Origin of the sequence: Streptomyces sp. SCPE 10, from assembly GCF_051980735.1 — a bacterium.
GTDB lineage: Bacteria > Actinomycetota > Actinomycetes > Streptomycetales > Streptomycetaceae > Streptomyces > Streptomyces misionensis.
Genome location: NZ_CP197069.1, coordinates 5,378,523 through 5,405,375 on the forward strand (window position 1 = coordinate 5,378,523; position 26,853 = coordinate 5,405,375).

General features: G+C 71.6%; 23 protein-coding genes. 13 read left to right on the forward strand and 10 right to left on the reverse strand.

Going from position 1 to position 26,853, the window contains the following annotated elements; translation table 11 throughout:
- Positions 1 to 131: 131 nt before the first annotated feature.
- The 8 genes from ACSP97_RS25000 to cimA all read left to right on the forward strand — a co-directional run bounded on the left by ACSP97_RS25000 (position 132) and on the right by cimA (position 9,045).
- Positions 132 to 1,220 (forward strand): branched-chain amino acid aminotransferase, encoded by a 1,089-nt coding sequence (locus tag ACSP97_RS25000; RefSeq protein ID WP_355151651.1) that lies wholly within the window; start codon positions 132 to 134, stop codon positions 1,218 to 1,220.
- A 181-nt stretch (positions 1,221 to 1,401) separates the two neighbouring features.
- Positions 1,402 to 2,106, forward strand: a complete 705-nt coding sequence (gene ureA, locus ACSP97_RS25005; protein ID WP_355528810.1) for an urease subunit gamma — start codon at positions 1,402 to 1,404, stop codon at positions 2,104 to 2,106.
- Positions 2,103 to 3,827, forward strand: a complete 1,725-nt coding sequence (locus ACSP97_RS25010; protein WP_391869630.1) for an urease subunit alpha — start codon at positions 2,103 to 2,105, stop codon at positions 3,825 to 3,827. Before ureA ends, ACSP97_RS25010 begins: the two co-directional genes overlap by 4 nt.
- A 22-nt stretch (positions 3,828 to 3,849) precedes the next feature.
- Positions 3,850 to 4,899, forward strand: coding sequence for an agmatine deiminase family protein (locus ACSP97_RS25015; protein WP_358296501.1), 1,050 nt, complete (start codon positions 3,850 to 3,852; stop codon positions 4,897 to 4,899).
- Between the two features lie 110 nt (positions 4,900 to 5,009).
- Positions 5,010 to 5,177 (forward strand): hypothetical protein, encoded by a 168-nt coding sequence (locus ACSP97_RS25020; protein WP_358273560.1) that lies wholly within the window; start codon positions 5,010 to 5,012, stop codon positions 5,175 to 5,177.
- A complete protein-coding gene (locus ACSP97_RS25025) occupies positions 5,174 to 5,782 on the forward strand; it encodes a TetR/AcrR family transcriptional regulator (RefSeq protein WP_355151641.1) in 609 nt (202 codons plus the stop codon). The genes ACSP97_RS25020 and ACSP97_RS25025 overlap by 4 nt, the downstream gene beginning before the upstream one ends.
- Positions 5,783 to 5,820: 38 nt before the next feature.
- Positions 5,821 to 7,149: an MFS transporter gene (locus ACSP97_RS25030; protein ID WP_355151639.1), complete on the forward strand. Its 1,329-nt coding sequence runs from the start codon at positions 5,821 to 5,823 to the stop codon at positions 7,147 to 7,149.
- A 285-nt stretch (positions 7,150 to 7,434) separates the two neighbouring features.
- Positions 7,435 to 9,045, forward strand: a complete 1,611-nt coding sequence (cimA, locus tag ACSP97_RS25035) for a citramalate synthase (protein ID WP_355151637.1) — start codon at positions 7,435 to 7,437, stop codon at positions 9,043 to 9,045.
- Between the two features lie 27 nt (positions 9,046 to 9,072).
- Here cimA and ACSP97_RS25040 read toward each other — a convergent pair whose 3' ends face one another.
- Together ACSP97_RS25040 and ACSP97_RS25045 are read right to left on the reverse strand one after the other, a co-directional pair.
- Positions 9,073 to 9,669: a GOLPH3/VPS74 family protein gene (locus ACSP97_RS25040; RefSeq protein ID WP_355151635.1), complete on the reverse strand. Its 597-nt coding sequence runs from the start codon at positions 9,667 to 9,669 to the stop codon at positions 9,073 to 9,075.
- Positions 9,670 to 9,836: 167 nt separating this feature from the next.
- Positions 9,837 to 11,702 carry a ricin-type beta-trefoil lectin domain protein gene (locus ACSP97_RS25045; protein ID WP_355151633.1) on the reverse strand — a complete coding sequence of 622 codons (1,866 nt, stop codon included), beginning with the start codon at positions 11,700 to 11,702 and terminating at the stop codon, positions 9,837 to 9,839.
- A 136-nt stretch (positions 11,703 to 11,838) separates the two neighbouring features.
- Here ACSP97_RS25045 and ACSP97_RS25050 point away from each other — a divergent pair, with 136 nt between their 5' ends.
- Together ACSP97_RS25050 and ACSP97_RS25055 are read left to right on the forward strand one after the other, a co-directional pair.
- The gene (locus ACSP97_RS25050) at positions 11,839 to 14,856 is read left to right on the forward strand and encodes a glycoside hydrolase family 3 protein (RefSeq protein WP_440554346.1); all 3,018 of its coding nucleotides are present in this window, start codon (positions 11,839 to 11,841) and stop codon (positions 14,854 to 14,856) included.
- Positions 14,857 to 14,910: 54 nt separating this feature from the next.
- The gene (locus tag ACSP97_RS25055; protein ID WP_358677875.1) at positions 14,911 to 16,263 is read left to right on the forward strand and encodes a hypothetical protein; all 1,353 of its coding nucleotides are present in this window, start codon (positions 14,911 to 14,913) and stop codon (positions 16,261 to 16,263) included.
- Positions 16,264 to 16,293: 30 nt separating this feature from the next.
- Here the strand turns inward: ACSP97_RS25055 and ACSP97_RS25060 are convergent, their stop codons facing one another.
- Positions 16,294 to 16,734, reverse strand: a complete 441-nt coding sequence (locus ACSP97_RS25060) for a MarR family winged helix-turn-helix transcriptional regulator (protein ID WP_355528831.1) — start codon at positions 16,732 to 16,734, stop codon at positions 16,294 to 16,296.
- A 96-nt stretch (positions 16,735 to 16,830) separates the two neighbouring features.
- Between ACSP97_RS25060 and ACSP97_RS25065 the strand changes: the two genes are divergently transcribed.
- Positions 16,831 to 17,553, forward strand: coding sequence for a hypothetical protein (locus tag ACSP97_RS25065; protein WP_440554349.1), 723 nt, complete (start codon positions 16,831 to 16,833; stop codon positions 17,551 to 17,553).
- On the opposite strand, the gene ACSP97_RS25070 is transcribed toward ACSP97_RS25065, so the two are convergent.
- On the reverse strand, positions 17,540 to 18,142 hold the full coding sequence (locus ACSP97_RS25070) for a YceI family protein (protein ID WP_355151625.1): 603 nt from the start codon (positions 18,140 to 18,142) through the stop codon (positions 17,540 to 17,542). The genes ACSP97_RS25065 and ACSP97_RS25070 overlap by 14 nt on opposite strands.
- Before the next feature lie 400 nt (positions 18,143 to 18,542).
- Here ACSP97_RS25070 and ACSP97_RS25075 point away from each other — a divergent pair, with 400 nt between their 5' ends.
- A complete protein-coding gene (locus ACSP97_RS25075; RefSeq protein WP_355151623.1) occupies positions 18,543 to 20,138 on the forward strand; it encodes an acyl-CoA carboxylase subunit beta in 1,596 nt (531 codons plus the stop codon).
- A 35-nt stretch (positions 20,139 to 20,173) separates the two neighbouring features.
- Positions 20,174 to 20,362, forward strand: a complete 189-nt coding sequence (locus ACSP97_RS25080) for an acyl-CoA carboxylase subunit epsilon (protein WP_355151621.1) — start codon at positions 20,174 to 20,176, stop codon at positions 20,360 to 20,362.
- Between the two features lie 148 nt (positions 20,363 to 20,510).
- On the opposite strand, the gene ACSP97_RS25085 is transcribed toward ACSP97_RS25080, so the two are convergent.
- The 6 genes from ACSP97_RS25085 to ACSP97_RS25110 all read right to left on the reverse strand — a co-directional run bounded on the left by ACSP97_RS25085 (position 20,511) and on the right by ACSP97_RS25110 (position 26,753).
- A complete protein-coding gene (locus tag ACSP97_RS25085) occupies positions 20,511 to 21,101 on the reverse strand; it encodes a GTP-binding protein (protein WP_070022337.1) in 591 nt (196 codons plus the stop codon).
- Positions 21,082 to 21,651, reverse strand: coding sequence for a DUF742 domain-containing protein (locus tag ACSP97_RS25090; protein ID WP_355528837.1), 570 nt, complete (start codon positions 21,649 to 21,651; stop codon positions 21,082 to 21,084). The genes ACSP97_RS25085 and ACSP97_RS25090 overlap by 20 nt, the downstream gene beginning before the upstream one ends.
- Positions 21,652 to 21,745: 94 nt before the next feature.
- Positions 21,746 to 22,159, reverse strand: coding sequence for a roadblock/LC7 domain-containing protein (locus tag ACSP97_RS25095; protein ID WP_004983065.1), 414 nt, complete (start codon positions 22,157 to 22,159; stop codon positions 21,746 to 21,748).
- Between the two features lie 10 nt (positions 22,160 to 22,169).
- Positions 22,170 to 25,421, reverse strand: coding sequence for a nitrate- and nitrite sensing domain-containing protein (locus ACSP97_RS25100; RefSeq protein WP_440554354.1), 3,252 nt, complete (start codon positions 25,419 to 25,421; stop codon positions 22,170 to 22,172).
- 377 nt (positions 25,422 to 25,798) lie between these two features.
- Complete coding sequence (locus tag ACSP97_RS25105) at positions 25,799 to 26,374, reverse strand: GTP-binding protein (protein WP_070022335.1); 576 nt, start codon at positions 26,372 to 26,374, stop codon at positions 25,799 to 25,801.
- Positions 26,355 to 26,753 carry a DUF742 domain-containing protein gene (locus tag ACSP97_RS25110; protein WP_070022334.1) on the reverse strand — a complete coding sequence of 133 codons (399 nt, stop codon included), beginning with the start codon at positions 26,751 to 26,753 and terminating at the stop codon, positions 26,355 to 26,357. Before ACSP97_RS25110 ends, ACSP97_RS25105 begins: the two co-directional genes overlap by 20 nt.
- Positions 26,754 to 26,853 lie beyond the last annotated feature (100 nt).

Below are 26,853 nucleotides of genomic sequence, written 5' to 3' on the forward strand. Positions count from 1 at the left end.
GGAGCGCCGCGCGATAATCGAACGCGGAGCCGCGGTATGAGGGAATGCTCGGACGTCCCAGCACCGGCCGCCAGCCGGTGCGCGCGACGTGAGCGCGGCCCGTCACAACAACCGGTGAAGGACAACCACTCATGACGATGCCCACGATCGAGCTCAAGCCCTCCGCCAGTCCCCTCGCCGCCGCAGAGCGCGAGGCGATCCTGGCCAACCCCGGGTTCGGCCGCCACTTCACCGACCACATGGTGACGATCCGGTGGACCGAGGGCCGCGGCTGGCACGACGCGCAGCTCGTCCCGTACGGCCCGATCTCCCTCGACCCCTCCACCCACGTGCTCCACTACGGCCAGGAGATCTTCGAGGGGCTGAAGGCCTACCGCCAGCCCGACGGCTCGATCGCGCTGTTCCGTCCCGAGGCGAACGCCCGCCGCTTCCGCACCTCCGCCCGCCGCATGGCCATGGCCGAGCTGCCGGAGGAGCTGTTCATCGCCGCCCTGGACGCGCTGCTCACGCAGGACGCCGACTGGGTTCCGCCGCACGGCGGCGAGGAGGCCCTCTATCTGCGCCCGTTCATGATCGCCACCGAGGCCGCGCTCGGTGTGCACCCGGCCAACGAGTACCTGTTCCTGCTGATCGCCTCCCCGTCCGGCGCCTACTTCGCCGGCGGCGTCCAGCCGGTCACCATCTGGGTCTCCGAGGACCACGTCCGCGCCGTCCCCGGCGGCACCGGTGACGCCAAGACCGGCGGCAACTACGCCGCCTCCCTGCTCCCGCAGGCCGAGGCCGCCGCGCACGGCTGCGACCAGGTCGTCTACCTCGACGCGGTCACCCGCACCAAGATCGAGGAGAGCGGCAGCATGAACGTCGCCTTCGTCTACGGCGACCGGATCGTCACTCCCGCGCTGACCGGCTCCATCCTGGAGGGCATCACCCGGGACTCCCTCCTCCAGGTCGCCCGCGACCTCGGCTACACCGCCGAGGAGGGCGTGATCACCCTGGAGCAGTGGCGCGCGGACGCCGCCTCCGGCGCCCTCACCGAGGTCTTCGCCTGCGGCACCGCCGCCGTGGTCACCCCGATCGGCCACGTCAAGACCAAGTCCGGCGAGTGGACCCATGGCGACGGCACGCCCGGCGAGGTCACCCTGCGGCTGCGCGAGGCCCTGCTCGGCATCCAGCGCGGCATGGACGAGGACAAGCACGGCTGGATGCACCGCGTCGGCTGACCCCCGCACGGCGACACGAAGGGCCGCCACGGACCCCTCCACGGGTCCGCGGCGGCCCTCCGTCGTTTCTTGAGCGGTGTTCGATCTCTCACCTTCGATGCCAACGTCGAGCCCTTCCCCTTCACGATGGATACGTTTAGAGTGCTGCTCTAAACTGCTGCCGAGAAGGAGGCGCCGCGCCGTGCGACTGACCCCCACGGAACGTGACCGGCTGCTGCTCTTCGGGGCCGCCGAACTGGCCCGGGCCCGCCGCGCCCGCGGACTGCGGCTGAACGTGCCGGAGGCGACCGCGCTGATCGCGGACACCGTCTGCGAGGCCGCCCGCGACGGCAGACGGCTCGCCGAGGCCATCGAGGCGGCCCGCGCCGTGCTCGGCCCCGAGGACGTGCTGCCGGGCGTCGCCGACGTGGTCACCGAGGTGATGGTCGAGGCCGTCTTCGACGACGGCTCCCGGCTCGCGGTGGTCGGCGACCCCATCGGCGGCGGCCTGGGCGAGGACGCCCCCGGCGCGCTGCTGCCCGGGCCCGCGCACGCCGACCCGGAGCCGGCCGTCCGGCTCACCGTCACCAACACCGCCACGGTGCCGGTCTCGGTCACCTCCCACTTCCACTTCTTCGAGGCCAACCCGCGCCTCGACTTCGACCGCGCCGCCGCCTACGGCATGCGGCTCGCCGTGCCCGCCGGGTCGTCCGTGCGCTTCGGGCCGGGCGAGAGCGAGGAGGTCGGCCTGGTGCCGATCGGCGGGGCACGGATCGCGATCGGCTTCGCCGGGCTGGTGGACGGGCCGCTGGACGCGCCGGGCGCCCGGCAGGAGGCGCTGCGCCGGGCCGCCGCCTGCGGCTATCTGGGGGCCCGCAGCGAGGAAGAGGAAGGACAGGACCGATGAGCCGCTCCAAGGGACGCGAGGTCAGCCGGGCGATCCACGTCGACCCGCGGGCGTACGCCGCCACCCACGGCCCGCGCGCCGGGGATCGCATCCGGCTCGGCGACTCCGGCCTGACCGTCCGGGTGGAGTCCGACGCCCAGCACCACGGCGACGAGTTCCTGGCCGGCTTCGGCAAGACGGCCCGCGACGGGCTGCATCTGAAGGCCGCCGCCGTGCGCGACACCTGCGACGTCGTGATCAGCAACGTCGTCGTGATCGACGCGGTGCAGGGCATCCGCAAGGTGTCCATCGGCATCCGGGAAGGCCGGATCAGCGCGATCGGACGGGCGGGCAACCCGGACACGCTCGACGGTGTGGACGTCGTCGTCGGCACCGGTACGTCCATCGTGTCCGGCGAGGGGCTGATCGCCACCGCGGGCGCCGTGGACACCCATGTCCACCTGCTGTCGCCGCGCATCATGGAGGCCTCGCTCGCCTCCGGCGTGACCACGATCATCGGGCAGGAGTTCGGCCCGGTGTGGGGCGTCGGCGTCAACTCCCCCTGGGCGCTGCGCCACGCCTTCAACGCGTTCGACGCCTGGCCGGTCAACATCGGCTTCCTGGGCCGGGGTTCGTCCTCCCACGAGGCCCCGCTCGTCGAGGCGCTGGCCGAGGGCGGCGCCAGCGGGTTCAAGGTGCACGAGGACATGGGCGCCCACACCCGCGCGCTGGACACCGCGCTGCGGGTCGCCGAGGAACACGACGTGCAGGTGGCCCTGCACAGCGACGGGCTGAACGAATGCCTGTCGGTCGAGGACACCCTGAGGGTGCTGGAGGGCCGCACCATCCACGCCTTCCACATAGAGGGCTGCGGCGGCGGGCACGTCCCCAACGTGCTCAAGATGGCCGGGGTGCCGAACGTCATCGGCTCCTCCACCAACCCCACCCTGCCCTTCGGCCGGGACGCGGTCGCCGAGCACTACGGCATGATCGTCTCCGTCCACGACCTCAAGCCCGACCTGCCCGGCGACGCGGCCATGGCCCGCGACCGCATCCGGGCGAGCACCATGGGCGCCGAGGACGTGCTGCACGACCTGGGCGCGATCGGCATCACCTCCTCCGACGCCCAGGGCATGGGCCGCGCGGGCGAGACGGTACGGCGCACCTTCGCCATGGCCGGCAAGATGAAGGCCGAACTGGGCCCGCTGGAGGGCGACGGCGAGGGCGACGACAACGCCCGCGTGCTGCGCTACATGGCCAAGCTGACCGTCAACCCGGCCATCGCGCACGGCCTGTCGCACGAGGTCGGCTCCATCGAGGTGGGCAAGCTCGCCGACATCGTGCTGTGGCGGCCCGAGTACTTCGGCGCCAAGCCGCAGCTCGTCCTCAAGTCCGGCTTCCCCGCGTACGGCGTCGTCGGCGACCCCAACGCGGCCACCGACACCTGCGAACCCCTCGTCCTCGGACCGCAGTTCGGGGCGTACGGCGCCACCGCGGCCGATCTGTCCGTGGCGTTCGTCGCCCGCGCGGCCGTGGACCAGGGCAACGACACGATGCCCACCCGGCGCCGCCGGGTCGCGGTCCGCGGCACACGCGGCATCGGCCCCGCCGACCTGCGGCTCAACGCCCGTACCGGAGCGGTCGACGTCGACCAGCGCACCGGTCTGGTCACCCTCGACGGCGAACCGCTGCGCTCGGCGCCCGCCGACTCCGTCTCCCTCAACCGCCTGTACTTCCTCTGAACCCCGGAACGGACCCGCACAGATGAGCACCCCCGCCGCCGACGGCTTCCGCATGCCCGCCGAGTGGACCCCGCACGAGCGCACCTGGATGGCGTGGCCGGGCCCCAACCCCACCTTCGACGACGGCGAGGAACTGGCCGCCGCCCGGCACGCCTGGGCCTCGGTCGCCCGCGCGATCCGCCGCTTCGAACCGGTCACCGTGGTCTGCGGCCCCGGCCGGTCGGCCGAGGCGCGGGAGTTGCTCGGCCCGGACGTGGACACCGTGGAGCGCGAGCTGGACGACGCCTGGATGCGCGACATCGGCCCCACGTTCCTCACCTCCGACCGGGGCGAACTGGCCGCCGTGGACTGGACGTTCAACGGCTGGGGCGCCCAGGAGTGGGCCCGCTGGGAGCACGACGCCCGGATCGGCTCGTACGTCGCCGGCCTGGCGGGCGCGCGGACGTACGCCTCGCGGCTGGTCAACGAGGGCGGCGCGATCCATGTCGACGGCGAGGGCACCGTGCTGCTCACCGAGACCGTGCAGCTCGGTCCCGAGCGCAATCCGCACTGGACCAGGGAGCAGGTCGAGGCCGAGATCCACGCCCACCTCGGCACCCGCAAGGCCATCTGGCTGCCGCGCGGCCTGACCGCCGACTACCCTCCGCACGGCTACGGCACCCTGGGCCACGTCGACATCGTCGCCGCCTTCGCCCGCCCCGGCGTCGTCGTCGCCCACCACCAGCCGGACCCGGCGCACCCGGACCACGAGGTCACCCAGGAGGTCATCGGCCTGCTCAGGTCCTCGACCGACGCGCACGGCCGCCCGCTGGAGGTCGTGGAGGTCCCCGCGCCGACCGTCCTGGAGGCCGACGGCCACTGGGCCGACTACTCCTACATCAACCACTACCTCTGCAACGACGGCGTCGTCCTGTGCGCCTTCGACGACCCCCGCGACGAGACCGCCGCCGCCCTCTTCCAGCGGCTCTTCCCCGAGCGCACGGTCACCCTGGTCGACGCCCGCCGGATCTTCGCCGCCGGTGGCGGCATCCACTGCATCACCCAGCAGCAGCCGAAGGCCGCCCGGCCCTGACCTCGCACCCGCCCGAGGGACCGGGCTCGCCGTACGACCGGACACGGGGCGAGCCGCCCGCCAAGGTCGCCGCGAGACCGTCCGCGCCCCGGGTCGGGTAGAACATACGGGTGAACTTCCTGGTCTGTGCGTGCTGCCGTCGCCTCGGCGAGGCCGTGCGCCCGCTGCCCGAGTCGCCCGAGCGGCCGGCCGTCGCGGACCCGGACGGGCCGGGCACCCCGGTGCCGGCCGGCCGGAGCCGCTTCCTGCCCGACGCCGTACGGAGGGTGCCCGCATGAGCGAGAGTCCCGCCCCGCGCCGCCGCACCCCGGCCCCGCCCCGCGAGGACCTGCTGGCCGCGGCCATGCGCATGATCGCCGAGCACGGCCTGGAGAAGCTCACCATGGCGGGGCTCGGGCGCGAGGTCCAGATGAGCAGCGGCCACCTGCTCTACTACTTCCGGTCCAAGGACGAACTCCTCCTGCAGACCCTGGAGTGGAGCGAGGGACGGCTCGGCGCTGAGCGGGCCCGGCTGCTCGCCCGGCCGGCGCCCGCGCGGGAGCGGCTGGAGGACTACGTCGACCTGTACGTGCCCGACGGCCACCGCGACCCGCACTGGACCCTGTGGCTGGAGGTCTGGAACCGGTCCCAGAACGCCGACGACGACGCCCGCGCCCGCCAGTTCGCCATCGAGGGGGCCTGGCACCGGGACCTGGTCGCGCTGATCGCCGAGGGAATCTCACGCGGGGAGTTCCGGCCGGTCGACGCGGACCGCTTCGCCACCAGGACGCGCGCGCTGCTCGACGGGTTCTCCATCCACGTCGCCATCGGGCTGCGCGGCACCGACCGGGAGCAAGTGCTCGCCCATGTGAGGGAGTTCGTGACGGACGGGCTTCTCCTCTAGAGGAATCGTCCGCGCGGCCCCCGGGCAGGTAACGGCCCATGGGACGAGAACACTGGAAGAAGATCTGGGTCGGTTCGGCGGGGAACATGGTCGAGTGGTTCGACTGGTTCGTGTACGCCAGCTTCGCCACCTACTTCGCCGGGGCGTTCTTCCCGAGCGGCAACCCCACCGCCCAGCTGATGAACACCGCCGGGATCTTCGCCGTCGGCTTCTTCATGCGGCCGGTCGGCGGCTGGCTGCTGGGGCGGGTCGGGGACCGCAGGGGCCGCAAGGCGGCGCTGACGCTCACCGTCACCCTGATGTCGGCCTCCGCGGTGCTGATCGCCGTCGCGCCCACGTACGCCGTCGCCGGGTACGGCGGCGCCCTCGTGCTGCTCGTCGCCCGGCTGCTCCAGGGCCTCTCGGTGGGCGGCGAGTACGCGGCCAGCGCCACCTACCTCACCGAGGCCACCGACCCCGGGAAGCGCGGCTTCGCCTCCAGCTTCCAGTACGTGTCCATGACCGTCGGCCAGATCGTCGGCCTCGGCCTCCAGATCATCCTCCAGCGCACCATGTCCGACTCCGCCCTGCACAGCTACGGCTGGCGCATCCCCTTCGTCGTCGGCGCCCTCGGCGCGGCCGTCATCTTCTACCTGCGCCGCAGCATGCTGGAGAGCGAGATCTACGAGGAGGACGCCGCCCACGCCGGACGGACCGAGGCCGCCGAGGAGCGCGGCACCCTGCGCGCCCTGTGGCGGCACCGGCGCGAGGCGTTCCTCGTCATCGCGCTCACCATGGGCGGCACGGTCGCGTACTACACGTACACCACCTATCTGACCAAGTACCTCTCCAACTCGGCGGGCCTGTCCAAGGACACCGCCACCCTCGTCTCCTTCACCGCGCTGATCGTCTTCGCCGCGCTCCAGCCGCTCGCCGGGGCCCTGTCCGACCGGATCGGCCGGCGGCCGCTGCTGATCACCTTCGCGATCGGCTCCACCGTCCTCACCGTGCCGGTCATGACGCTGCTCAAGCACGCCGGCGGCTACTGGCCCGCCCTCGGCCTGTCCCTGCTCGCCCTGGTCGTCGTCACCGGCTACACCTCGATCAACGCCTGTGTGAAGGCCGAACTGTTCCCGACCGGTGTCCGCGCCCTGGGCGTCGCCCTGCCCTACGCCCTCGCCAACGCCCTCTTCGGCGGCACCGCCGAATACGTCGCCCTGTGGTTCAAGAACGCCGGGATCGAGTCCGGATTCTTCTGGTACGTGGCGGGCTGCGCCGCCGTGTCGCTGGTCGTGTACGTCGCCATGCGGGAGACGAAGGACCTGGACCTGGCCGGAACGCGGGGGTCCATGAGCGCGGGAGAGTCCAGTGTGACGACCGCATCCTGAGACGGACGGTGATCCGGGGGCGGTGCTGTGCCAGACTGCCCCCGTGCTTACGTCCACCATGATTATGGGCAGCAGGCGCGCCGGTCCGCAGTGACCATCTCGTACGACCAGGTGCGGGTGGCCATCGTCGTCCTCGACCCGCGCGCAGACCTCTCGCATCCGCGAGGGGTTTTTTCGTTTTACGGCCCACCTTCAGCCGTGAACCGAGCGCGGGGGAGTATTGGGGGGACGGTGGAGCCGGTCATTCCGGTAAGACCGAAGATTCACAACAGGAGTCCTGAGACCATGACCGAGACGGCAACCAGCGAGCTCGACGACTCGTTCCACGTCTTCGACACGACGCTGCGCGACGGAGCGCAGCGTGAGGGCATCAACCTCACCGTCGCGGACAAGCTCGCCATCGCCCGGCACCTGGACGACTTCGGCGTCGGCTTCATCGAAGGCGGCTGGCCCGGTGCCAATCCCCGCGACACCGAGTTCTTCGCCCGTGCCAAGGACGAGATCGACTTCCGCCACGCCCAGCTGGTCGCCTTCGGCGCCACCCGCCGCGCCGGTGCCAAGGCCGCCGACGACCCCCAGGTCAGAGCGCTGCTGGAGTCGGGCGCCCCGGTGATCACCCTGGTGGCCAAGTCGCACGACCGGCATGTCGAGATGGCGCTGCGCACCACCCTGGACGAGAACCTGGAGATGGTCCGCGACACCGTCTCCCACCTGCGTGAGCAGGGCCGCCGGGTGTTCGTGGACTGCGAGCACTTCTTCGACGGCTACCGGGCCAACCCCGAGTACGCCAAGGCCGTCGTCCGCGCGGCCTCGGAGGCCGGCGCCGATGTGGTGGTGCTGTGCGACACCAACGGCGGCATGCTGCCCGCCCAGGTGCACGCGGTCGTCGCCACCGTGCTCGCCGACACCGGCGCCCGGCTCGGCATCCACGCCCAGGACGACACCGGCTGCGCGGTCGCCAACACCCTGGCCGCGGTCGACGGCGGCGCCACCCACGTGCAGTGCACCGCCAACGGCTACGGCGAGCGCGTCGGCAACGCCAACCTCTTCCCGGTGGTCGCCGCCCTGGAGCTGAAGTACGGCAAGAAGGTGCTGCCGGAGGGCCGGCTGCGGGAGATGACCCGGATCTCGCACGCCATCGCCGAGGTCGTCAACCTCACGCCCTCCACCCACCAGCCGTATGTGGGCGTCTCCGCCTTCGCGCACAAGGCCGGTCTGCACGCCTCCGCGATCAAGGTCGACCCGGACCTGTACCAGCACATCGACCCCGCACTGGTCGGCAACACCATGCGGATGCTGGTCTCCGACATGGCCGGCCGCGCCTCCGTCGAGCTGAAGGGCAAGGAACTCGGCGTCGACCTCGGCGGCGACCGTGAACTGATCGGGCGCGTGGTCGCCCGCGTCAAGGAGCACGAGCTCAAGGGCTACACGTACGAGGCCGCCGACGCCTCCTTCGAACTGCTGCTGCGCGGCGAGGTCGAGGGCAAGGCGCTGAAGTACTTCGACGTCGAGTCCTGGCGGGCCATCGTCGAGGACCGCCCCGACGGCAGTCACGCCAACGAGGCCACGGTCAAGCTGTGGGCCAAGAGCGAGCGGATCGTGGCCACCGCCGAGGGCAACGGCCCGGTCAACGCCCTCGACCGCGCCCTGCGCGTCGCCCTGGAGAAGATCTACCCCGAACTGGCCGGCCTCCAGCTGGTCGACTACCGCGTCCGCATCCTGGAGGGCCGGCACGGCACCTCCTCCACCACCCGGGTGCTCATCTCCACCTCGGACGGCACCGGCGAGTGGTCCACGGTCGGCGTGGCGGACAACGTCATCGCCGCGTCCTGGCAGGCGCTGGAGGACGCGTACACGTACGGGCTGCTGCGGGCGGGCGTGGCACCGGCCGCGTAGCCGGCGGACACGCCGCGGGGACGGCGGTCAGGGCGCCCGCCAGATGTTGTCGAAGGCGGCGTTCTCGATGCGCCGCCGCTCCCGCACGGCCGTCAGCTCCGTCACCGCGTCGCCGACGGCGGCCAGCACGGTCAGGACGGCGTCGTCGGTGTACTCCGTCTGCGGCCGGTCCTCGCCGATGCCCAGCGGGTCGGCGAGGCCGGCCAGCACGGGCTCGTGGGACCACCAGCGTTCGGCCGCGTGCCGCCGCGCCGGGGTGTCGGCCGGGGGCGTCTCGGCCGGGCGGGGCAGCCAGCGCCGCCGCTTCCCGGTGAGCTGCCCCTCGGTGTCCAGGAAGTCGTGGTAGGCCGCCGCCAGCCCGCGCCCCCGGCGCCACAGCCAGTCCTCGACCGTCTCGTACGGCTCCTCGCGCACCAGCGCCGCCCCCGCCTCGTCCAGCATGCGGTCGCCGGTGGGCAGCGGCGGGCCGGGCACGATGCGCTCGCCGTCCAGGGCGACGGCCCGCGTCCCGAGCAGATCGATCAGCTCGGCCCCCGCGAGGGCCAGCGACAGATCCCCCTGCTCGACGGGGCGCTCGCCGGGGACGTCGACACTGACGAGGAACAGATCCTGCGGTGTGGTCATGAGGACTCCAGGTCGCCGGTGCGGCAGCGTACCGAGCACCCTCGCACGCCGCTCGGCACCGGCGGCGCGCCACACGCCGAGGGCCGCCTCCTCTCCCCCGGCGGGCGATGGTCCGGCCGGGGGACGCCGGTTCCCTCAGGGTCCCCCGGCCGCCCCCCGGCCACGCGTCACTGCAACTGCCACTTCTGGTTGGACGCGCCCGTGCACGACCAGATCTGGGCGCGGGCACCGTTCGCCGAGGAGTTGTCGGTGACGTCCAGGCACTTGTTCGCGGCGAGGTTCACCACGTCGTGGGTGGTGGCGTTGTACGACCACTGCTGGGCGCCGGTGCCGTTGCAGTCGTAGAGCTGCACCTTGGCCCCGTCGGCCGTCGAGCCCGAGGTCACGTCCAGGCACTTGCCGAGCGCCTGGACCGAACCGTCGGCCATGACGGTCCACTGCTGGGCGGCGGAGCCGTTGCAGTCGTAGAGCTGGACGGCCGTGCCGTTGGCACTGGAGGCGCCCGCCACGTCCAGGCACTTGCCGGCCAGGCCGACGAAGGAGCCGGTGCGGGCGCCGCCGCCGCTCTGGGTGCCGGACCAGGTGAAGGTGGCGGAGGTCTTGCCGGGCAGCGAGTAGGTGGCGTGCTGGGAGCCCCAGCCGATGGTCACCGTCTGCGCGGAGGAGGACCCGTTGTAGGCGATCAGCGCCTTGCTGCCGTCGGGGTTGCGCCAGGCCACGTTCGGCACCGTGGTGGACGCCGTGGAGGCGATCCGCTGCGCGCCGGGGCGGACGAACTTGGTCAGCTGGCCCATGTCGTAGTACTCGACGGTGTAGTCGACGGTCCCGCTCTGCCCGTCCCCGTTGTGCACGGTGACCAGCCCGGTGCAGGTGCCGCACCCGCCGTTGTGCGGGCCCATGTTCTGGTCCACCGCCAGGGACCACTTGGTCACCGACTTACCCCAGTTGCGGGTGTAGTCGATGATGTTGGACATGTCCTCGCGCTGCTGGTCGGCGATCCAGGTGCCGCCGGAGTGCTCGGTGTCGAAGGCGTCCACCGAGGGGTACTTGTCGTGCACGGTGGTCTGCTCGCCGACGTCACCGCCGTAGCCGTGCCAGGCGATGCCGCCGAAGTTGGGGTGGCTGCGGATCGCCGTGTCGTCCACCAGCGGGGCGGCCCAGGAGTCGTAGCCGTCCCAGTTCCAGTCGTGCACCAGGACCTTGGTGCTCAGGCCGGCCGACTGGAGCTGGGGCAGCAGATCGGTCTTGAGGAAGTACGACAGCCCGCTGGCGTTCCAGCTCATCGAGGGGTACCCGGAGCAGCAGGTCGGCTCGTTCTGCGGGGTCACGTAACCGACCTTCACCCCCTGGTCCTGGTACGCCTGGAGGTACTTGACGAAGTAGGCGGCGTAGGCGGCGTAGTCCTCCGCCTTCAGCCAGCCGCCGTTGAGCGAGCCGCTGTCCTTCATCCAGGCCGGGGCGGTCCAGGGCGAGGCCATCACCGTCAGGGACGGGTTGAGCTGGAGCGCCTGCCTGGTGAGCGGTACGACGTCGGCGAGGTCGTGCGCGATGGAGAACTTGGCGAGGCCCGGGTCCGACTGCCCGGCGGGCACGTCGTCGTACGTGTAGCCGTAGCGTGCGAGGTCCGAGGCGCCCATCGGGTTGCGCAGGAACGACAGCCCGATGCCGTCCGTCGGCGAGAACAGCTTGCGCATGGTCGCGTCGCGGGTCGTCTGGGACAGCGCGCCGCTGCTGTTCAGCAGCCAGGCCGCGGTGTCCGTGAAGGAGGCGCCGCCGCCGGTGAAGGTCTGGTAGCGGGTGTTCTCGTCCACGGTGATGTTCGTGCCGCCGCCACCCGTCCCGGACTGGAACGAGAACGGCGTCTGTGCCTGGAGGCCGCGGACCACATGGCGTCCGGCGGAGTCGTCGGTCGTGGTGAGCCAGGCCGTGACCTGCTCACCGGCCGCGTGTGCGGGGGGAACGGCCGCGGTGAAACCGGCGGCGGAGAGCAGTCCGGCCAGCAGCAGCCGGATTGCGCGGGGGGATCTCCTCATGGTGCGTCGCCCTTCCTCTCGGGTCGACGGGGCTGGGTTGCCAACGGGTGGGCCATCTTGACGAGTTGGGGAGGCGTCAGTTAACTCACGCCGTGAGCTAAGCCATGAGTGAACCATGAGAGCCGAGGGAAGGTCTATGCCAAGACCAAGAACGGCCCTGCTCCTGCCCGGGGCCCTGCTCGCCGCCCTGCTGCCCCTGTCCGCCGCGGCCCAGGCCGCCGACGATCCGACCCCCGTGCCCGTCGACCGCTTCGAGGGCGAGGTGCCCTTCGCGGCCCAGCCCGCCGACGGCATCTTCACCTGGGGCGGCGACACCGACGACCCGCCCTCGCTGCGCCTCGCCGACCGCGCCGACGCCCCCGAGGGCGACAAGGTGCTCGCCGGCACCTACGACATCAGCGGCTACGGTGGCTTCACCCACGATTTCGCCGCCGACCAGCCCGCCCACGACTGGTCCGCCCACCAGGGCATCCGCTTGTGGTGGGAGGGACACGACAACGGCAGGAAGATCGCCTTCGAGATCAAGGACGGCGGCACGAACGGCGAGGCCTCCGAGCTGTGGACGACCTCCTTCACCGACGACTTCACCGGCTGGAAGCAGATCCGGCTCCCGTTCAGCGACTTCACCTACCGCACCGACTACCAGCCCGTCGGCGGTATCGACCACGTCCTCGGCCTCACCCGGATGTGGGGCTACGCCGTGACGCTCCCCGCGGGAGCCAAGGGCGAATTCGCCATGGACGACGTGGAGTTGTACGGCAAGGCGGACCAGAGCCTGCGCGCCGCCGTCGGCACCGACGCGCCCGTCTACCCGGTGCGGGAGGGCGGCACAGCCAAGGTCAGGATCACCCTGGCCACCACCGGCGACCGCCCCGTGGACGAACCGGTGACCGTCTCCTACCGCACCGAGGGCGGCACCGCCACCGCCGGCCGGGACTACACCCCGGTCTCCGGCACCGTCACCTTCCCGGCGGGCACCGCCTCGGGCGCCACGGCGACGGTCCAGGTGCCCACCCGCAAGGACAAGGCGGGCGAACCCGCCGAGACGATCCCGCTCAAACTCACCGTGACCGGCGCCACGGCCCCCGCCGAGACCCCGCAGATCGTCGTCGACGCGCACGGACTGCCGTATCTGAACCCGAAGCTGCCGGTGCGGAAGCGGGTCGCCGACCTGCTGTCGCGGATGTCCCTGGAGGAGAAGGCCGGGCAGATGACCCAGGCCGAGCGCGACGGCCTGGTCCCCGGCGACATCGCCGCCTACGACCTCGGCTCCCTCCTGTCCGGCGGCGGCTCCACACCCACGCCCAACACCCCCGAGGCCTGGGCCCGGATGATCGACGGCTTCCAGCTGCGCGCGCAGGCGACGCGGTTCCAGATCCCGCTGATCTACGGCGTGGACGCGGTGCACGGCCACAACAACCTCTACGGCGCCACGGTCATGCCGCACAACATCGGCCTCGGCGCCACCAGGGACCCCCGGCTCGCCGAGCGGACGGGCGCGGTCACGGCCGCCGAGGTACGCGCGACCGGCGTCCCCTGGGACTTCGCGCCCTGCGTCTGCGTGAGCCGCGACGAACGCTGGGGCCGCTCCTACGAGTCCTTCGGCGAGGACCCCGCCCTGGTCCAGTCCATGGAGACGGTGATCCAGGGCCTCCAGGGCCGGGCCGACGGCAGCGACCTGAGCCGCGACGACAAGGTCCTGGCCACCGCCAAGCACTACGTCGGCGACGGCGGCACCGCCTACGGGTCCTCCACCACCGGCACGTACACCATCGACCAGGGCGTCACCACCGTCACCCGGCAGCAGCTGGAGGACATCCACCTGGCGCCGTTCAAGACCGCCGTCCGGCGCGGCATCGGCACGGTCATGCCCTCGTTCTCCTCCCTCGACATCACCGGCGACGGCAAGGGCGCGGTCAAGATGACCGCCCGCGGCGACATGATCAACGGGGAGCTGAAGGACCGGATGGGCTTCGACGGCTTCGTCATCAGCGACTGGAACGCCATCGACCAGCTCCCCGGCGACTACGCCGCCCAGGTGCGCACCGCCGTGAACGCGGGCGTCGACATGATGATGGTGCCCTCCACCTACCAGAAGTTCAGCACCACGCTCGTCGACGAGGCGAAGGCGGGCCGGGTCGGCGCGGCGCGGATCGACGACGCCGTCTCCCGCATCCTCACCGAGAAGTTCGAGCTGGGCCTGTTCGAGCACCCGTACGCCGACACCAGCGGCGCCGCCGCCATCGGCTCCCCGGCCCACCGCGCCGTCGCCCGCCAGGCCGCCGCCGAGTCGCAGGTGCTGCTGAAGAACAACGGCGGGCTGCTGCCGCTGAAGAAGACCGAGAAGGTGTACGTCGCCGGGTCCGACGCGGACGACATCGGCAACCAGACCGGCGGCTGGACCCTCACCTGGCAGGGCGCCTCCGGGAACACCGTGCCCGGCACCACCATCCTCCAGGGCATGCGCGAGGCGGGCGGGAACGTCACCTACTCCAAGGACGCCTCGGCCCCGACGGGCGGTTACGACGTCGGCGTGGTCGTCGTCGGCGAGACCCCGTACGCCGAGGGCGTCGGCGACGTCGGCAACGGCCACTCCCTGTCCCTGTCGGCGGCCGACCGGGCGGCCGTGGACAAGGTGTGCGGCGCCATGAAGTGCGTGGTGCTGATCGTCTCCGGCCGGCCCCAGCTGATCGGCGACCGGCTCGGCGAGATCGACTCCCTGGTGGCCTCCTGGCTGCCGGGCACCGAGGGCGAGGGCGTCGCCGACGTCCTCTACGGCGACCGCCCCTTCACCGGACAGCTGCCGGTCACCTGGCCGAGGTCCGAGTCCCAGCTGCCGATCAACGTGGGCGACGCGTCGTACGACCCCCAGTTCCCCTACGGGTGGGGCCTGACCACCGGCACCCCCGTCCCGCACGGGGGCGCGGCCGCCCTGAAGTCGCTGGCCGTGCGGGCGGCGGCGGCCGAGCGGCGCGGTGACGACCGGCAGGGGCGGCAACTGGTGACCCAGGCCCGGCTGCTGGTCCAGCAGAAGGCGGGGGAGCGGATGACGGCGGCCCTGGCGAAGCCCTTCGCCGACGCGGACCACCTGCTGCTCACCGGCCACTACGGGACGGCGGTGCGGAAGCTGACGGAGGCGTACCGGGCGGCATGACCGCCGCACCGCCCTGAACCGGCCCGCGCGCAAGGCTTCGGGTAGCGTCGAGACATGAACGCCGTCCCGCGGACCCGAAGCCTTGCCGCACTCCTGCTGGCCGTGCTCGTCCTGGTCCTGACGACCGCGTTCGCCCCCGGCGCGAGCGCGCAGACCAGCGTCTCCACGATCGCGCGCGCCCTGCGCACCGGCCCGGTCTACGTCGACCCGGCGGCGTCCGCCCAGCTGTCCCGGGCGGACGCCGCCGCACTGGCCGACCGGATCAAGAAGGCGAACAAGCCGCTGTTCATCGCCGTCCTGCCGGCCGGCTACCCCACCGCGCACCTCTTCGCCGACCTCCGCGCCGCCACCGGCATCACCGGCCTGTACGGCATCCGCCTCGGCGACCGCTTCGACGCCCGCGCCGACGCCTCGGTGATGACGCCGACCGCCCGGCAGAACCTGGTCAACAGCGTCCAGGGCGAGGACGCCAGGGCCCAGCTCACCGACTTCACCGACCGCGCCCTCGCCAACCTGGGCGGCCACGCCCCGCGCGGCTGGCACGCCGCGGACGAATCCGGTGGGTCCGGCGCCGGGCTGATCGTGGTCGGCGCGGTGCTGGTGGTGGGCGGCGCGGGCGCGTACGCCCTGGTCCGCCGCAACCGGCGGCGCCGCGAGGAGGAGCAGCGGGCCGCCCTGGAGCGGCTGCGGGTGGTCGTGGACGAGGACATCACCGCCTTCGGCGAGGAACTGGACCGCCTGGACTTCCATCCCGCCGAACCCGGTGCCGACGACGCCATGCGCGCGGACTACGCACACGCCCTGGACGCCTACGAGACCGCGAAGCAGCGGATGGCCGAGGCCGCCAGGCCCGAGGAGGTCCGCCCGGTCACCGAGGCGCTGGAGGACGGCCGGTTCTCGCTCGCCCGGCTGGCCGCCCGCCGCTCGGGCCGCCCGCTGCCCGAGCGCCGCCCGCCCTGCTTCTTCGACCCCCGCCACGGCCCCTCGGTGGCGGACGCCGTGTGGACCCCGCCCGGCGGCGCCCCGCGCGAGGTGCCGGTCTGCGCGGCCGACTCCGCCCGGCTCGCCGACGGCCTCGACCCGGTGATCCGCCAGGTGGACACCGAGCAGGGCCGCCGCCCCTACTGGGACGCGGGACCCGCCTACGGCCCCTGGGCGGGTGGCTACTTCGGCGGCGGCATCCTCCCGGGCCTGCTGGTCGGCACCCTGCTCGGCTCCATGATGGCCACCCCGTCCTACGCCGCCGACTACGGCGCCGGATACGGGGACTTCAGCGGGTTCGACGGCGACCACCAGGGCGGCGACGTCTCCGGCACGGACTTCGACCCCGGCGACTTCGGCGGCGGCTTCGGCGACGGCGGGGACTTCGGCGGGGGCGGCGACTTCGGGGGCGGCTTCGGCGACTGAGGCGCGCGCCCGCCCCCGGGTCCGACCGTCTCAGATCTCGGTGCCGGGTATGTCCATGGCGCCGAGCCGCTCCAGCAGGGCGCCCGCCAGCGCCAGCACCCCCCGCTCCGTCTCGCCGAGCGTGCTCAGCGCCGCGGCGAGCCAGATGTCCCGCTCGGCCATGTCCCGTTCCAGCGCCCGCCGCCCCGCCTCGGTGAGGGTCAGCACGGACTGCCGCCGGTCGTCCGGGTCCGGCTCCCGTACGATCAGCCCCTCCGCCTCCAGGTCCGCGAAGACCCGGGTGAGGGACTGCGGCCGCTGCCGCTCCCGCGCCGCGATCCGGCCCGGGGTGGCCGACCCGTGCGCTTGCAGGTACCCGAGCACCGCGAGCTGGTTGGGGCTCAGGCCCCCCTCGCCGCGCTCCTGTCGCAGCCGCCGGTTGATCCGGACGACGGCACGGCGGAGCGCGGCGGCTTCCACGAGATGATCCATGGGCGGCATCGTACGCACGGCCTTACGAATTTGCCGTCTCTCAGGCTCAATTCTCGGACAATGGGCGGGAGACTGATACGCAACGCTTATGAAGCCGTGGGGACGATGGCGGCCGTGCTGCTGTCCTGGGCGGTCGCCCTGTGGCTGGAGGGCGCGGCCGGGCTGCACACGGACGCGGTGGTCCTCGCGGTCGTCCTGACCCTGACCCTCGCGCGGAGCCCGCGGACGGCCGGCCGGCGCGACCGGCTCCTCGCGCTCGCCCTGCTGCCCGCGGCCGCGGCCGGCTGCGCGGGCCTGGGCCGGCTGCTCGCCGCCCACTACGGGCCGGGCGCCGCCCTGTTCACCGCGGTCCTCGCCCTCGCCGTCTGGATCCGCCGGTACGGCCGGGCGGCCACCACGGCGGGCACCCTGATCACGCTGCCGCTCGTCGCCCTCCTCGTGGTCCCGGGCCCCACCCTGCCGACCGCCGCCCGGCACGAGCAGATCGGCTGGGCCTGGTCGGCGCTGATCGGCGTCCTGGCGTGGACGAGCGTCCAGCTGGTGCGTCCACTGGCCGACCGGTTCGCCCCCCGCCCCGCCGGACCCGGTGTTCCGGCACCCCGCCGCCCCACCCGGTCACGTCCGCGGCCCAGCACGCGGATGGCCGTGCAGCCGGCGGTCGCGGCGGCCTGGTGGCTGCTGCCGGTCCGCGGCCCCGGGGCACCGGGCCCGAACAGCGGTCGAGCGTGCCCGCCGTCCCCTGGCCACGGGGTGGCGGGCACGCTCGGGGTGCCCGGGTCACGCGGCCCGTCCGGCCGCCGCCGGTTCACGCGTTCTTGATCGCGGAGACGTCGAAGTTCAGCTTGATCTTGTCGGAGACCAGGACGCCGCCCGTCTCCAGCGCCGCGTTCCAGGTCAGGCCCCACTCGGAGCGCAGCAGCTCGGCCTTGCCCTCGAACCCGACGCGCTCGTTGCCGAACGGGTCCTTGGCCACGCCGTTGAACTCCAGGTCGATGCTGATCGGCTTGGTCACGCCCAGCAGCGAGAGTTCACCGGTGATGCGGTAGTCGTCGCCGCCGAGGGACTCCGCCTTGGTGGAGCGGAAGGTCATGTCCGGGTATTCGTCGATCTTGAAGAAGTCGGCCGACTTCAGGTGCCCGTCGCGGTCGGCGTTGCCGGTGTCGATGCTCGCCATCTTGATGTCGAGGGTGGCGGTGGACTTGCCGGGGTCCTGGCCGTCCAGGTGGAGGCTTCCGGTGAAGTCCTGGAAGCTGCCGCGCACGTTGGTGACCATGGCGTGGCGGGCCACGAACTCGATCGTGGTGTGCGCGGGGTCGATCGTGTAGTCGCCGGTCAGCGCGGCCAGGTCGCCGCCGGCGGCCTGCGCGGGTGCGGTGGTGCGGTTGTCCTTGCGGCCGAAGATGCCCATGACGTCCTCCCGGAAGCCAGTTGTTTAACGTTCAATAAACCCAACGGATCCGACGGTAGACCTATTCCGTTTAGAATTCAACATCATCCGCAGCGTGTCGAGACGGTCGCTTGAAGTCACTGTGCGCGCACCCGGCCCCGAGCGCATACGGTGGGGGAGCGGGGAGCCGCAGGGGGCCGTCCGAGGGGTGGCGTCACTCCAGGGATGGCATGCCCGACCCACTAATGTGGGACGGGTCCGCGGTCTCGCCTTTGTGGCATCCCTACAACGCAAGGCGCCTCTGAGCAGTCGGAACGGCTGCACGCTGCCGTGGTTCTGTTCACTCGCACCAGGAAAACGGGCCCGAGACTGTACGGAGTCGACGGCTCGCTTTCCTTGGTGTCCTTCGTAAGGTCGCTACATGACCGTTTTGGAAGAGACGACGGGTGAGCCGACCGGCGAGCCGACGGACGCGCGCGGACGGGTCGCCGAACTGCACGACATCCGTGCGCGGGCCGTGGCCGGTCCCAGTGAGAAGGCGACCGCGGCGCAGCACGCCAAGGGCAAGCTGACGGCACGGGAGCGGATCGAGCTGCTTCTGGACCCGGGTTCCTTCCAGGAGGTCGAGCAGCTGCGCCGGCACCGGGCGACCGGGTTCGGCCTGGAGGCGAAGAAGCCGTACACCGACGGTGTCGTCACCGGCTGGGGCACGGTCGAGGGCCGTACGGTCTTCGTCTACGCGCACGACTTCCGGATCTTCGGCGGTGCGCTGGGCGAGGCCCACGCCACCAAGATCCACAAGATCATGGACATGGCCATCGCGGCCGGCGCGCCGCTGGTCTCCCTCAACGACGGCGCCGGCGCCCGGATCCAGGAGGGCGTCAGCGCCCTCGCCGGCTACGGCGGCATCTTCCAGCGCAACACCAAGGCGTCGGGCGTCATCCCGCAGATCAGCGTGATGCTCGGCCCGTGCGCGGGCGGCGCGGCGTACAGCCCCGCCCTGACGGACTTCGTCTTCATGGTCCGCGAGACGTCCCAGATGTTCATCACCGGTCCGGACGTGGTCAAGGCCGTGACCGGCGAGGAGATCACCCAGAACGGTCTGGGCGGCGCGGACGTCCACGCGGAGACCAGCGGTGTCTGCCACTTCGCCTACGACGACGAGGAGACCTGCATCGCGGAGGTGCGCTACCTCCTGTCGCTGCTGCCGCAGAACAACCGTGAGAACCCGCCGCGGGTGGAGTGCACCGACCCGGTCGACCGCCGCTCGGACGTCCTGCTCGACATGGTCCCGGCCGACGGCAACCGGCCGTACGACATGGCCAAGGTCATCGAGGAGATCGTCGACGACGGCGAGTACCTGGAGGTCCACGAGCGCTGGGCCCGCAACATCATCTGCGCGCTGGCCCGCCTCGACGGCCAGGTGGTCGGCATCATCGCCAACCAGCCGCAGGTCCTCGCGGGTGTCCTGGACATCGAGGCGAGTGAAAAAGCTGCGCGCTTTGTCCAGATGTGTGACGCTTTCAATGTCCCGATCGTGACCTTCCTGGACGTGCCCGGGTTCCTGCCCGGCGTCGACCAGGAGCACGGCGGAATCATCCGGCACGGCGCGAAGCTGCTCTACGCCTACTGCAACGCCACCGTGCCGAGGATTTCGCTCATCCTGCGCAAGGCGTACGGAGGTGCCTACATCGTGATGGACTCCCAGTCGATCGGCGCCGACCTCACCTACGCCTGGCCCACGAACGAGATCGCGGTGATGGGTGCGGAGGGCGCGGCCAACGTCATCTTCCGCCGCCAGATCGGCGAGGCGGAGGACCCCGAGGCCATGCGCGCGCGGATGGTCAAGGAGTACAAGTCCGAGCTGATGCACCCGTACTACGCCGCCGAGCGCGGTCTGGTCGACGACGTCATCGACCCGGCCGAGACGCGCGAGGTGCTGGTGAAGTCGCTGGCGATGCTGCAGACCAAGCACGCCGACCTCCCGTCCCGCAAGCACGGCAACCCCCCGCAGTAACCGAGCGGACATCCCTCTCACGGAGACTGACACCCATGAGCACTGCCGACATCCGCGTCGAGAAGGGCCACGCCGAGCCCGAGGAGGTCGCCGCCATCACGGCCGTCCTCCTGGCCCGCGCGGCCGCCCGCCCCGAGCCCACCCACCACCGTCCCCGGCCCAAGGCCGCCTGGCGCCGCCTGGAGCGCGAGCCCGGCTTCCGGGCGCCGCACAGCTGGCACTGAGCCGACAGGACACGAAAGCGGGGCCCCTCTTCGGAGGGGCCCCGCTTTCGTGTCCTGTCCGTACGGCGCCGCGGGCGCGGGCCGGGAGAGCGCGGACCGCCCGGGAACGGCGTGCAGCCGTCACGGGCGGTCCGGTGGCCGTGCGTGCCTACCGCAGCCGCGCCATCAGCGCGTGCTCCACCAGCGTGATGAGCGTCGACTTGGCGTCGGCACGGTGGCGGGCGTCGGTGGTGATGATCGGGGTGTCGGGGCCGATCTGGAGTGCCTCGCGCACCTCGTCCGGGGAGTACGGCTGGTTGCCGTCGAAGCCGTTGAGCGCGATGACGAAGGGCAGGCCGCTGTTCTCGAAGTAGTCGACGGCCGGGAAGCAGTCGGCGAGCCGGCGGGTGTCGACGAGGACCACCGCGCCGATGGCGCCGCGGACCAGGTCGTCCCACATGAACCAGAAGCGGTCCTGCCCCGGGGTGCCGAAGAGGTACAGGATGAGGTCCTGGTCCAGGGTGATGCGGCCGAAGTCCATGGCCACCGTGGTGGTGGTCTTGTCTCCGGTGTGGGTGAGGTCGTCGATGCCGGCCGAAGCGGACGTCATGACGGCCTCTGTGCGCAGCGGGTTGATCTCCGAGACGGCGCCGACGAACGTGGTCTTGCCCACGCCGAAGCCGCCCGCCACCACGATCTTCGCGGAGGTGGTGGAGCGACTCTGAGAAACCGGCCCTCCGCTAGAGCTTGCGAAGTCCACTGAGCACCCTTTCGAGCAGTGTCACGTCTGGCTGGCCACCGGCGTTCTCGTCGCCGCCGGGCTGATGGATGGCGACCAGGCCCGCCTCCGCCAAGTCGGCGACGAGGATCCTGGCCACGCCGAGGGGGATCGTCAGCAGGGCCGAGATCTCGGCCACCGACTTGATCTCCCGGCAGAGGTTGCAGATCCGCTGATGCTCGGGCAGTTGGCCCTGCATCTGGTGCGGAGCAGCGGTGGTGTGCACCAGCGCCTCGATGGCGAGCTGGTAGCGCGGGCGGGTCCGGCCGCCGGTCATGGCGTACGGACGCACCAAGGGGTTGTTCGATGCGCTCGCGGGCGCCGGCTCGGGGCGGCGCTGCGGCTGGACCGGCTGGATGCGCGGGGCCGGCGGCTGGTCGTACGGCGAGGGTCCGGGGCCCTGCGGGACGTACGGCTGCCGGTGCTGGGGAGTGGAGGGGAAGTTGTACGGGTTCGCCGAGCCGTCGCCGTGTCCCTGCACGGGGCCGTACGACCAATTGCCCGAGGGCGAACCTCCGGGGGGTGTTGCCACTTTCTCCTCCTCCGACTGCGTCGGGCACCCATCCGTGTGGAGCCGCGTCCCGAAACCTTACGGCCCCGGGACGCGAATACGCACCGTCCGATTACTAGTTGAGAAGGCTGCCCTGGAGCTCCGCGCGGAGATCCGGGGTGAGGACCGTGCCCGCGCGGTCCACCAGCAGGGCCATCTCGTACCCGATGAGGCCGATGTCCGCTTCCGGGTGGGCCAGAACCGCGAGGGACGATCCGTCCGAGATGGACATGATGAAGAGGAATCCCCGCTCCATCTCCACAACCGTCTGGTTCACGCTGCCGCCCTCGAAGATGCGCGAGGCACCGGCGGTCAGCGACGTCAGACCGGAGGCGACGGCCGCCAGCTGGTCGGCGCGGTCGCGGGGGAAGCCTTCGGACATCGCCAGAAGGAGTCCGTCGGCGGAGACCACCACCGTGTGGGACACCCCCGGGGTGTTGTCCACGAAGTTGGTGATCAACCAGTTCAGGTTCTGTGCCGCCTGGCTCATCGGGCTCACACTAACGCTCCTGGTTGTAGGTGCTGTCAGGACCGAAGCCCTGGCCGTTCGTATCAGTTCCTGCGTTGCGTCCGCGCTGGACGCCCCGGCGCAGGTTGCTCAGCCTGCCCCGGACGTCCTCCGGGGCGCGGGAGACCTGGGGGCCTCCCTGGGGGGTCGATTCGGCGCTGCCCTCGACCAGGTTGGCCTTGGGCACCCGCCGCGGCAGCCCGGAGGCGGTGACCCCGCCTGCCTTGGGCTTGCGCAGCTGGGAGGCCTGCTGCCAGCGCTCGTCATTGGCCGAACGCCAGTCGCCCTCACCGCTGTTCCCCGGCGCGGTCTCCGCCGTCTGCGCCACGGGAGCCGGCGCTTCCTGCTGCACACGTCCCGCGCCGTTCGCGCCGTCGGCACCGCTCGCGGCGGAGCCCCGGCGGGGCAGCCCGGCGTCGGTCAGCTCGTGTGCGGCGGGAGAAGCCGTTCCCGGACTGTCGAAGCCTACGCGGTTCTGCTCACCCGCGTCAGCGGCCTGCGAGGATTCCGCTTCCGGAGCGTAGGGGGCCGGGTAGCCGTTCTGGTAGCCGTCCTGCTGCTGCCACTCGCCCTGGTAGGCGGGGTTCTGCACCGGCTCCGCATACCCGTTCTGGGGGTAACCGCCGTTCGCGGAGTAGCCGTCGGCGCCCGCCGGTTGACCGTTCGGCGCGTAGAACTGCTCGTCGTACGGCCGCTCGTACGAGGCCGAGTGCGTCTCGGTGTACGGCTCCTGGTACGCGGCCTCCTGGTACGGAGTCTCCTGGTACTGAGCCTCCTGGTACGGAGTCTCCGCGTACGGCTGCTGAGGCTGCTGCGGCTGCTCGTGGTAGCCGGTGCTCTGCCCGTCGAACAGCGGGTCCGCGTACGTCTTCGCGGTGTCGTGCTGCTGCTCGGCCGGCTGCTGTTCCTGGGCCTGGGCCTCCAGCGCGGCACGGCGGCCCTCGCGCAGCAGGGAGCGGCCGACCGGGTCCAGCTCGCGCGGGTCGTCGGGGACCTCCCCGTACCGGCTGTCGTCGAAGCCGAGTTCGGCGGCGGTGCGCAGCGGCTGCTGCGGCTGCGGGGCCTCGGACCGGAACTGCTGCTCCGGGAGGATCTGCGAGACCGTGAACTCGTCGCGCTCCAGCGGGGCTTCGCCGCCACCGCCGTGCGTGATCGCGTCCGGCAGCATGACCAGGGAGGTGGTGCCGGCCTGCTCGCCGGAGGGGCGCAGCTGGACCCGGATGCCGTGCCGGTCGGACAGCCGCCCGACCACGAACAGGCCCATGCGCTGGGAGATCGCGGCGTCCACGGTCGGCGGGTTCGCCAGCTTGTGGTTGATGTCCGCGAAGTCCTCGGCGGTCAGGCCGATGCCCTTGTCGTGGATCTCGATCATGATCCGGCCGTCGGGCAGCCGGGTCGCGGTGACGCGCACCTTGGTCTGCGGCGAGGAGAACGTGGTGGCGTTCTCCAGCAGCTCGGCCAGCAGGTGCACGAGGTCGGTGACCGCGCGGCCGTGGATCTCGGCCTCCGGAACACCGGACAGCTCGATGCGCTCGTACTGCTCCACCTCGGAGGAGGCGGCGCGCAGCACGTCGATCAGCGGGACCGGCTGGTCCCAGCGGCGGCCGGGCTCCTCGCCCGCGAGGACGAGGAGGTTCTCGCCGTTGCGGCGCATACGGGTGGCCAGGTGGTCCAGCCGGAAGAGGTTCTCCAGCTGGTCCGGGTCGGCCTCGTTGTTCTCCAGGTCGGTGATCAGGGTCAGCTGGCCCTCGATCAGCGACTGGTTGCGGCGCGAGAGGTTGGTGAAGATCGCGTTGATGTTGCCCCGCAGCAGGGCCTGCTCGGAGGCGAGCCGGATGGCCTCGCGGTGGACCTGGTCGAAGGCGCGGGCGACCTCGCCGATCTCGTCCTTGGTGTGGATCGGGATCGGGGCGACCCGGGTGTCCACCCGGCCGGGATCGGTGCGCGAGAGCTGGTCGACCAGCATCGGCAGACGCTGTTCGGCGATGCCGAAGGCGGCGTTGCGCAGCTGGCGCATCGAGCGGCTCATCTGCCGGGCGACGGCACCGGCCAGGAAGAACGCCAGCAGCAGGGCGAGCACCACGACGGTACCGGTGATCAGCGCCGAGGTCTTGGCGTCGTCGGCGATGCCGGACGCCTCGGTCACCGCCTTGTCGGCCATGTCCGACTCGATGGTGCGGTACGCCTGGTACTTCAGCGTGTTCACCGCCCACCAGTTCTCGGCGGTGACCCCGTTCGCGGCGAGCGCGTCCCGGGCGGCCGGGCTGGTGTCCTTCAGCGTGGCCAGCGCCGAGACCATGCTGGTCGGGTTGGACGGCGGCGGCACGTAGTTCGGGTCGCTCTGCCTGGCCTGCGCGGCCTGTGCCGCCGCGTCCGCCGTGACCTTCTTCTCCGCGTCGGCCAGCACCTGCGAGTCGGCCTCGGTGCCACCGCCCTTGTACTCCTCGATCGCGATGCGCTCGAGGTAGGCGTACGAGGACAGGGAGACCCGCTGGGTGGCCAGGTTCGGCGCGTCCGGACCCGGCTTGACCAGCAGATGCATGCCGATGGAGCGTTCCAGCGACAGCGCCGCCTTGGTCAGCGACATGGCGTAGACGGTACGGCCGTACGAGGTGATGTTGCCGGTGCCCAGCCCCAGCTCGTTGGCGAACTCCATCAGGGGGTGCGCGACGTCGACGTAGCGCTCCTCCGTCTGCACACCGGTGAGCTTGGAGGTGTACGCGGTCTTGCGCAGCTCCTTGATCTCGGGCTCGGCCTTGCGGAAGAGCTTGAGGCGGCGCTCCAGGCCCGCCGTGTGCGGCATGCTCTTCGTCGCCGCGTCGAAGCCGGCGGCGGCCTCGTCGGTCGCCTTGCGCGCGTTCGCGATCGCGGCCTTGCTCTTGGCGTCCTTCTTGTTCAGCAGCAGCGGCTCGGCCGTGATGTCGCGCTCGTTCTCGACGGCGTCGGCATAGGTGAGGGCCGCGCGCACCAGGCGGGCGGTGTTCTCGGCGTCGCGGGCCTGCTGCCAGGTGTCGATCGAGTTGTTGACCTGGAAGCCGCCCATGACGAGGCCGACGGCGGCGGGTATGAGGAGGATCGCGTTCAGACGGGTGGGCACCCGCCAGTTGCGCGGGGAGAGACGGCCGCCGCGGGGCGCGGGCGCGGCCGTCGGCTCCGCGGGCGCCGGGGTGGGCGCCGCGGCGCGCGGCGGCGGGGTGAAGTTGCCCCGTGCCGACGGCTCGGGACCGTTCTTGCTTCGCCTCACTCGACCAACAACCTCTCGGCGGTCGGCACCTACCTCGTGCCGCAGTCTCTCAGAGCCCGGTTCGTCATCGATCGCTCGCTACGTCTTTGACCATGGGGCAGTTCAGGCATTCCAGCACGTGGACCAGCGCAGTTCCAAACAGTGGAGACCGTGTGACCGCCCCGTTGTAAGTGAGAGATAAAACGGTCATAAAGAGCGAGCCCCGCCAAAAGGCGGGGCAATTGTGCGCGCAGCGGCATCGTTCGACCGCGTCGCGTGGTGAACTTCGGCGATTCCTCTGCCGAACTGTTATGAACACCGGAGCCGACCGTGTCAAAGGCCACAGTCGGCTCCCGCACTCCTACGACAACTGCCGTACGGGGCGTTGTACTTGAGTGTTACCTCAGCCGCGCCATCAGCGCGTGCTCCACCAGCGTGATCAACGCGCTCTTGGCGTCGGCACGGTGGCGGGCGTCGGTGGTGATGATCGGGGTGTCGGGCCCGATCTGCAGTGCCTCGCGCACCTCGTCCGGGGAGTACGGCTGATGGCCGTCGAAGCCGTTGAGCGCGATGACGAACGGAAGCCCGCTGTTCTCGAAGTAGTCGACGGCCGGGAAGCAGTCGGCGAGCCGGCGGGTGTCGACGAGGACCACCGCGCCGATGGCGCCGCGGACCAGGTCGTCCCACATGAACCAGAAGCGGTCCTGCCCCGGGGTGCCGAAGAGGTACAGGATGAGGTCCTGGTCCAGGGTGATGCGGCCGAAGTCCATGGCCACCGTGGTGGTGGTCTTGTCTCCGGTGTGGGTCAGGTCGTCGATGCCCGCCGACGCCGAGGTCATGACGGCCTCTGTGCGCAGCGGGTTGATCTCCGAGACGGCGCCGACGAACGTGGTCTTGCCCACGCCGAAGCCGCCCGCCACCACGATCTTCGCCGAGGTGGTGGCCCGGCCCGCGTCAGAGCTTGCGAAGTCCACTGAGCACCCTTTCGAGCAGCGTCACGTCCGGTGCGCCGCCGTTGTTCTCGTCGCCGCCCGGCTGGTGCACGGCGACCAGGCCGGCCTCGGCGAGGTCGGCGACCAGGATCCGGGCCACGCCGAGCGGCATGTTCAGCAGTGCGGAGACCTCCGCCACCGACTTGACCTCACGGCACAGGTGGCAGATGCGCTGGTGCTCGGGGAGCAGCCCCATGAGCGCCGCCGGGTCGGCCGTCGTGCTGATCAGCGCCTCGATGGCGAGCTGGTACCGCGGCCGGGTCCGGCCGCCGGTCATGGCGTACGGCCGCACCAGCGGCTGGTCGCCCTCGTCGCCGTACGGTTCCGCGTACGGATCGTGATGGGCGGTGGGCGGGGTCATGGATCCTCCGGGCGGGACAGCAAGTCGGTCAGTCAAGCCGTCTGACGGGGCCGGTGGGGGGTTTGTGGCGGCCGGACGGTGTTTTGGTGAGGTGGGTGGT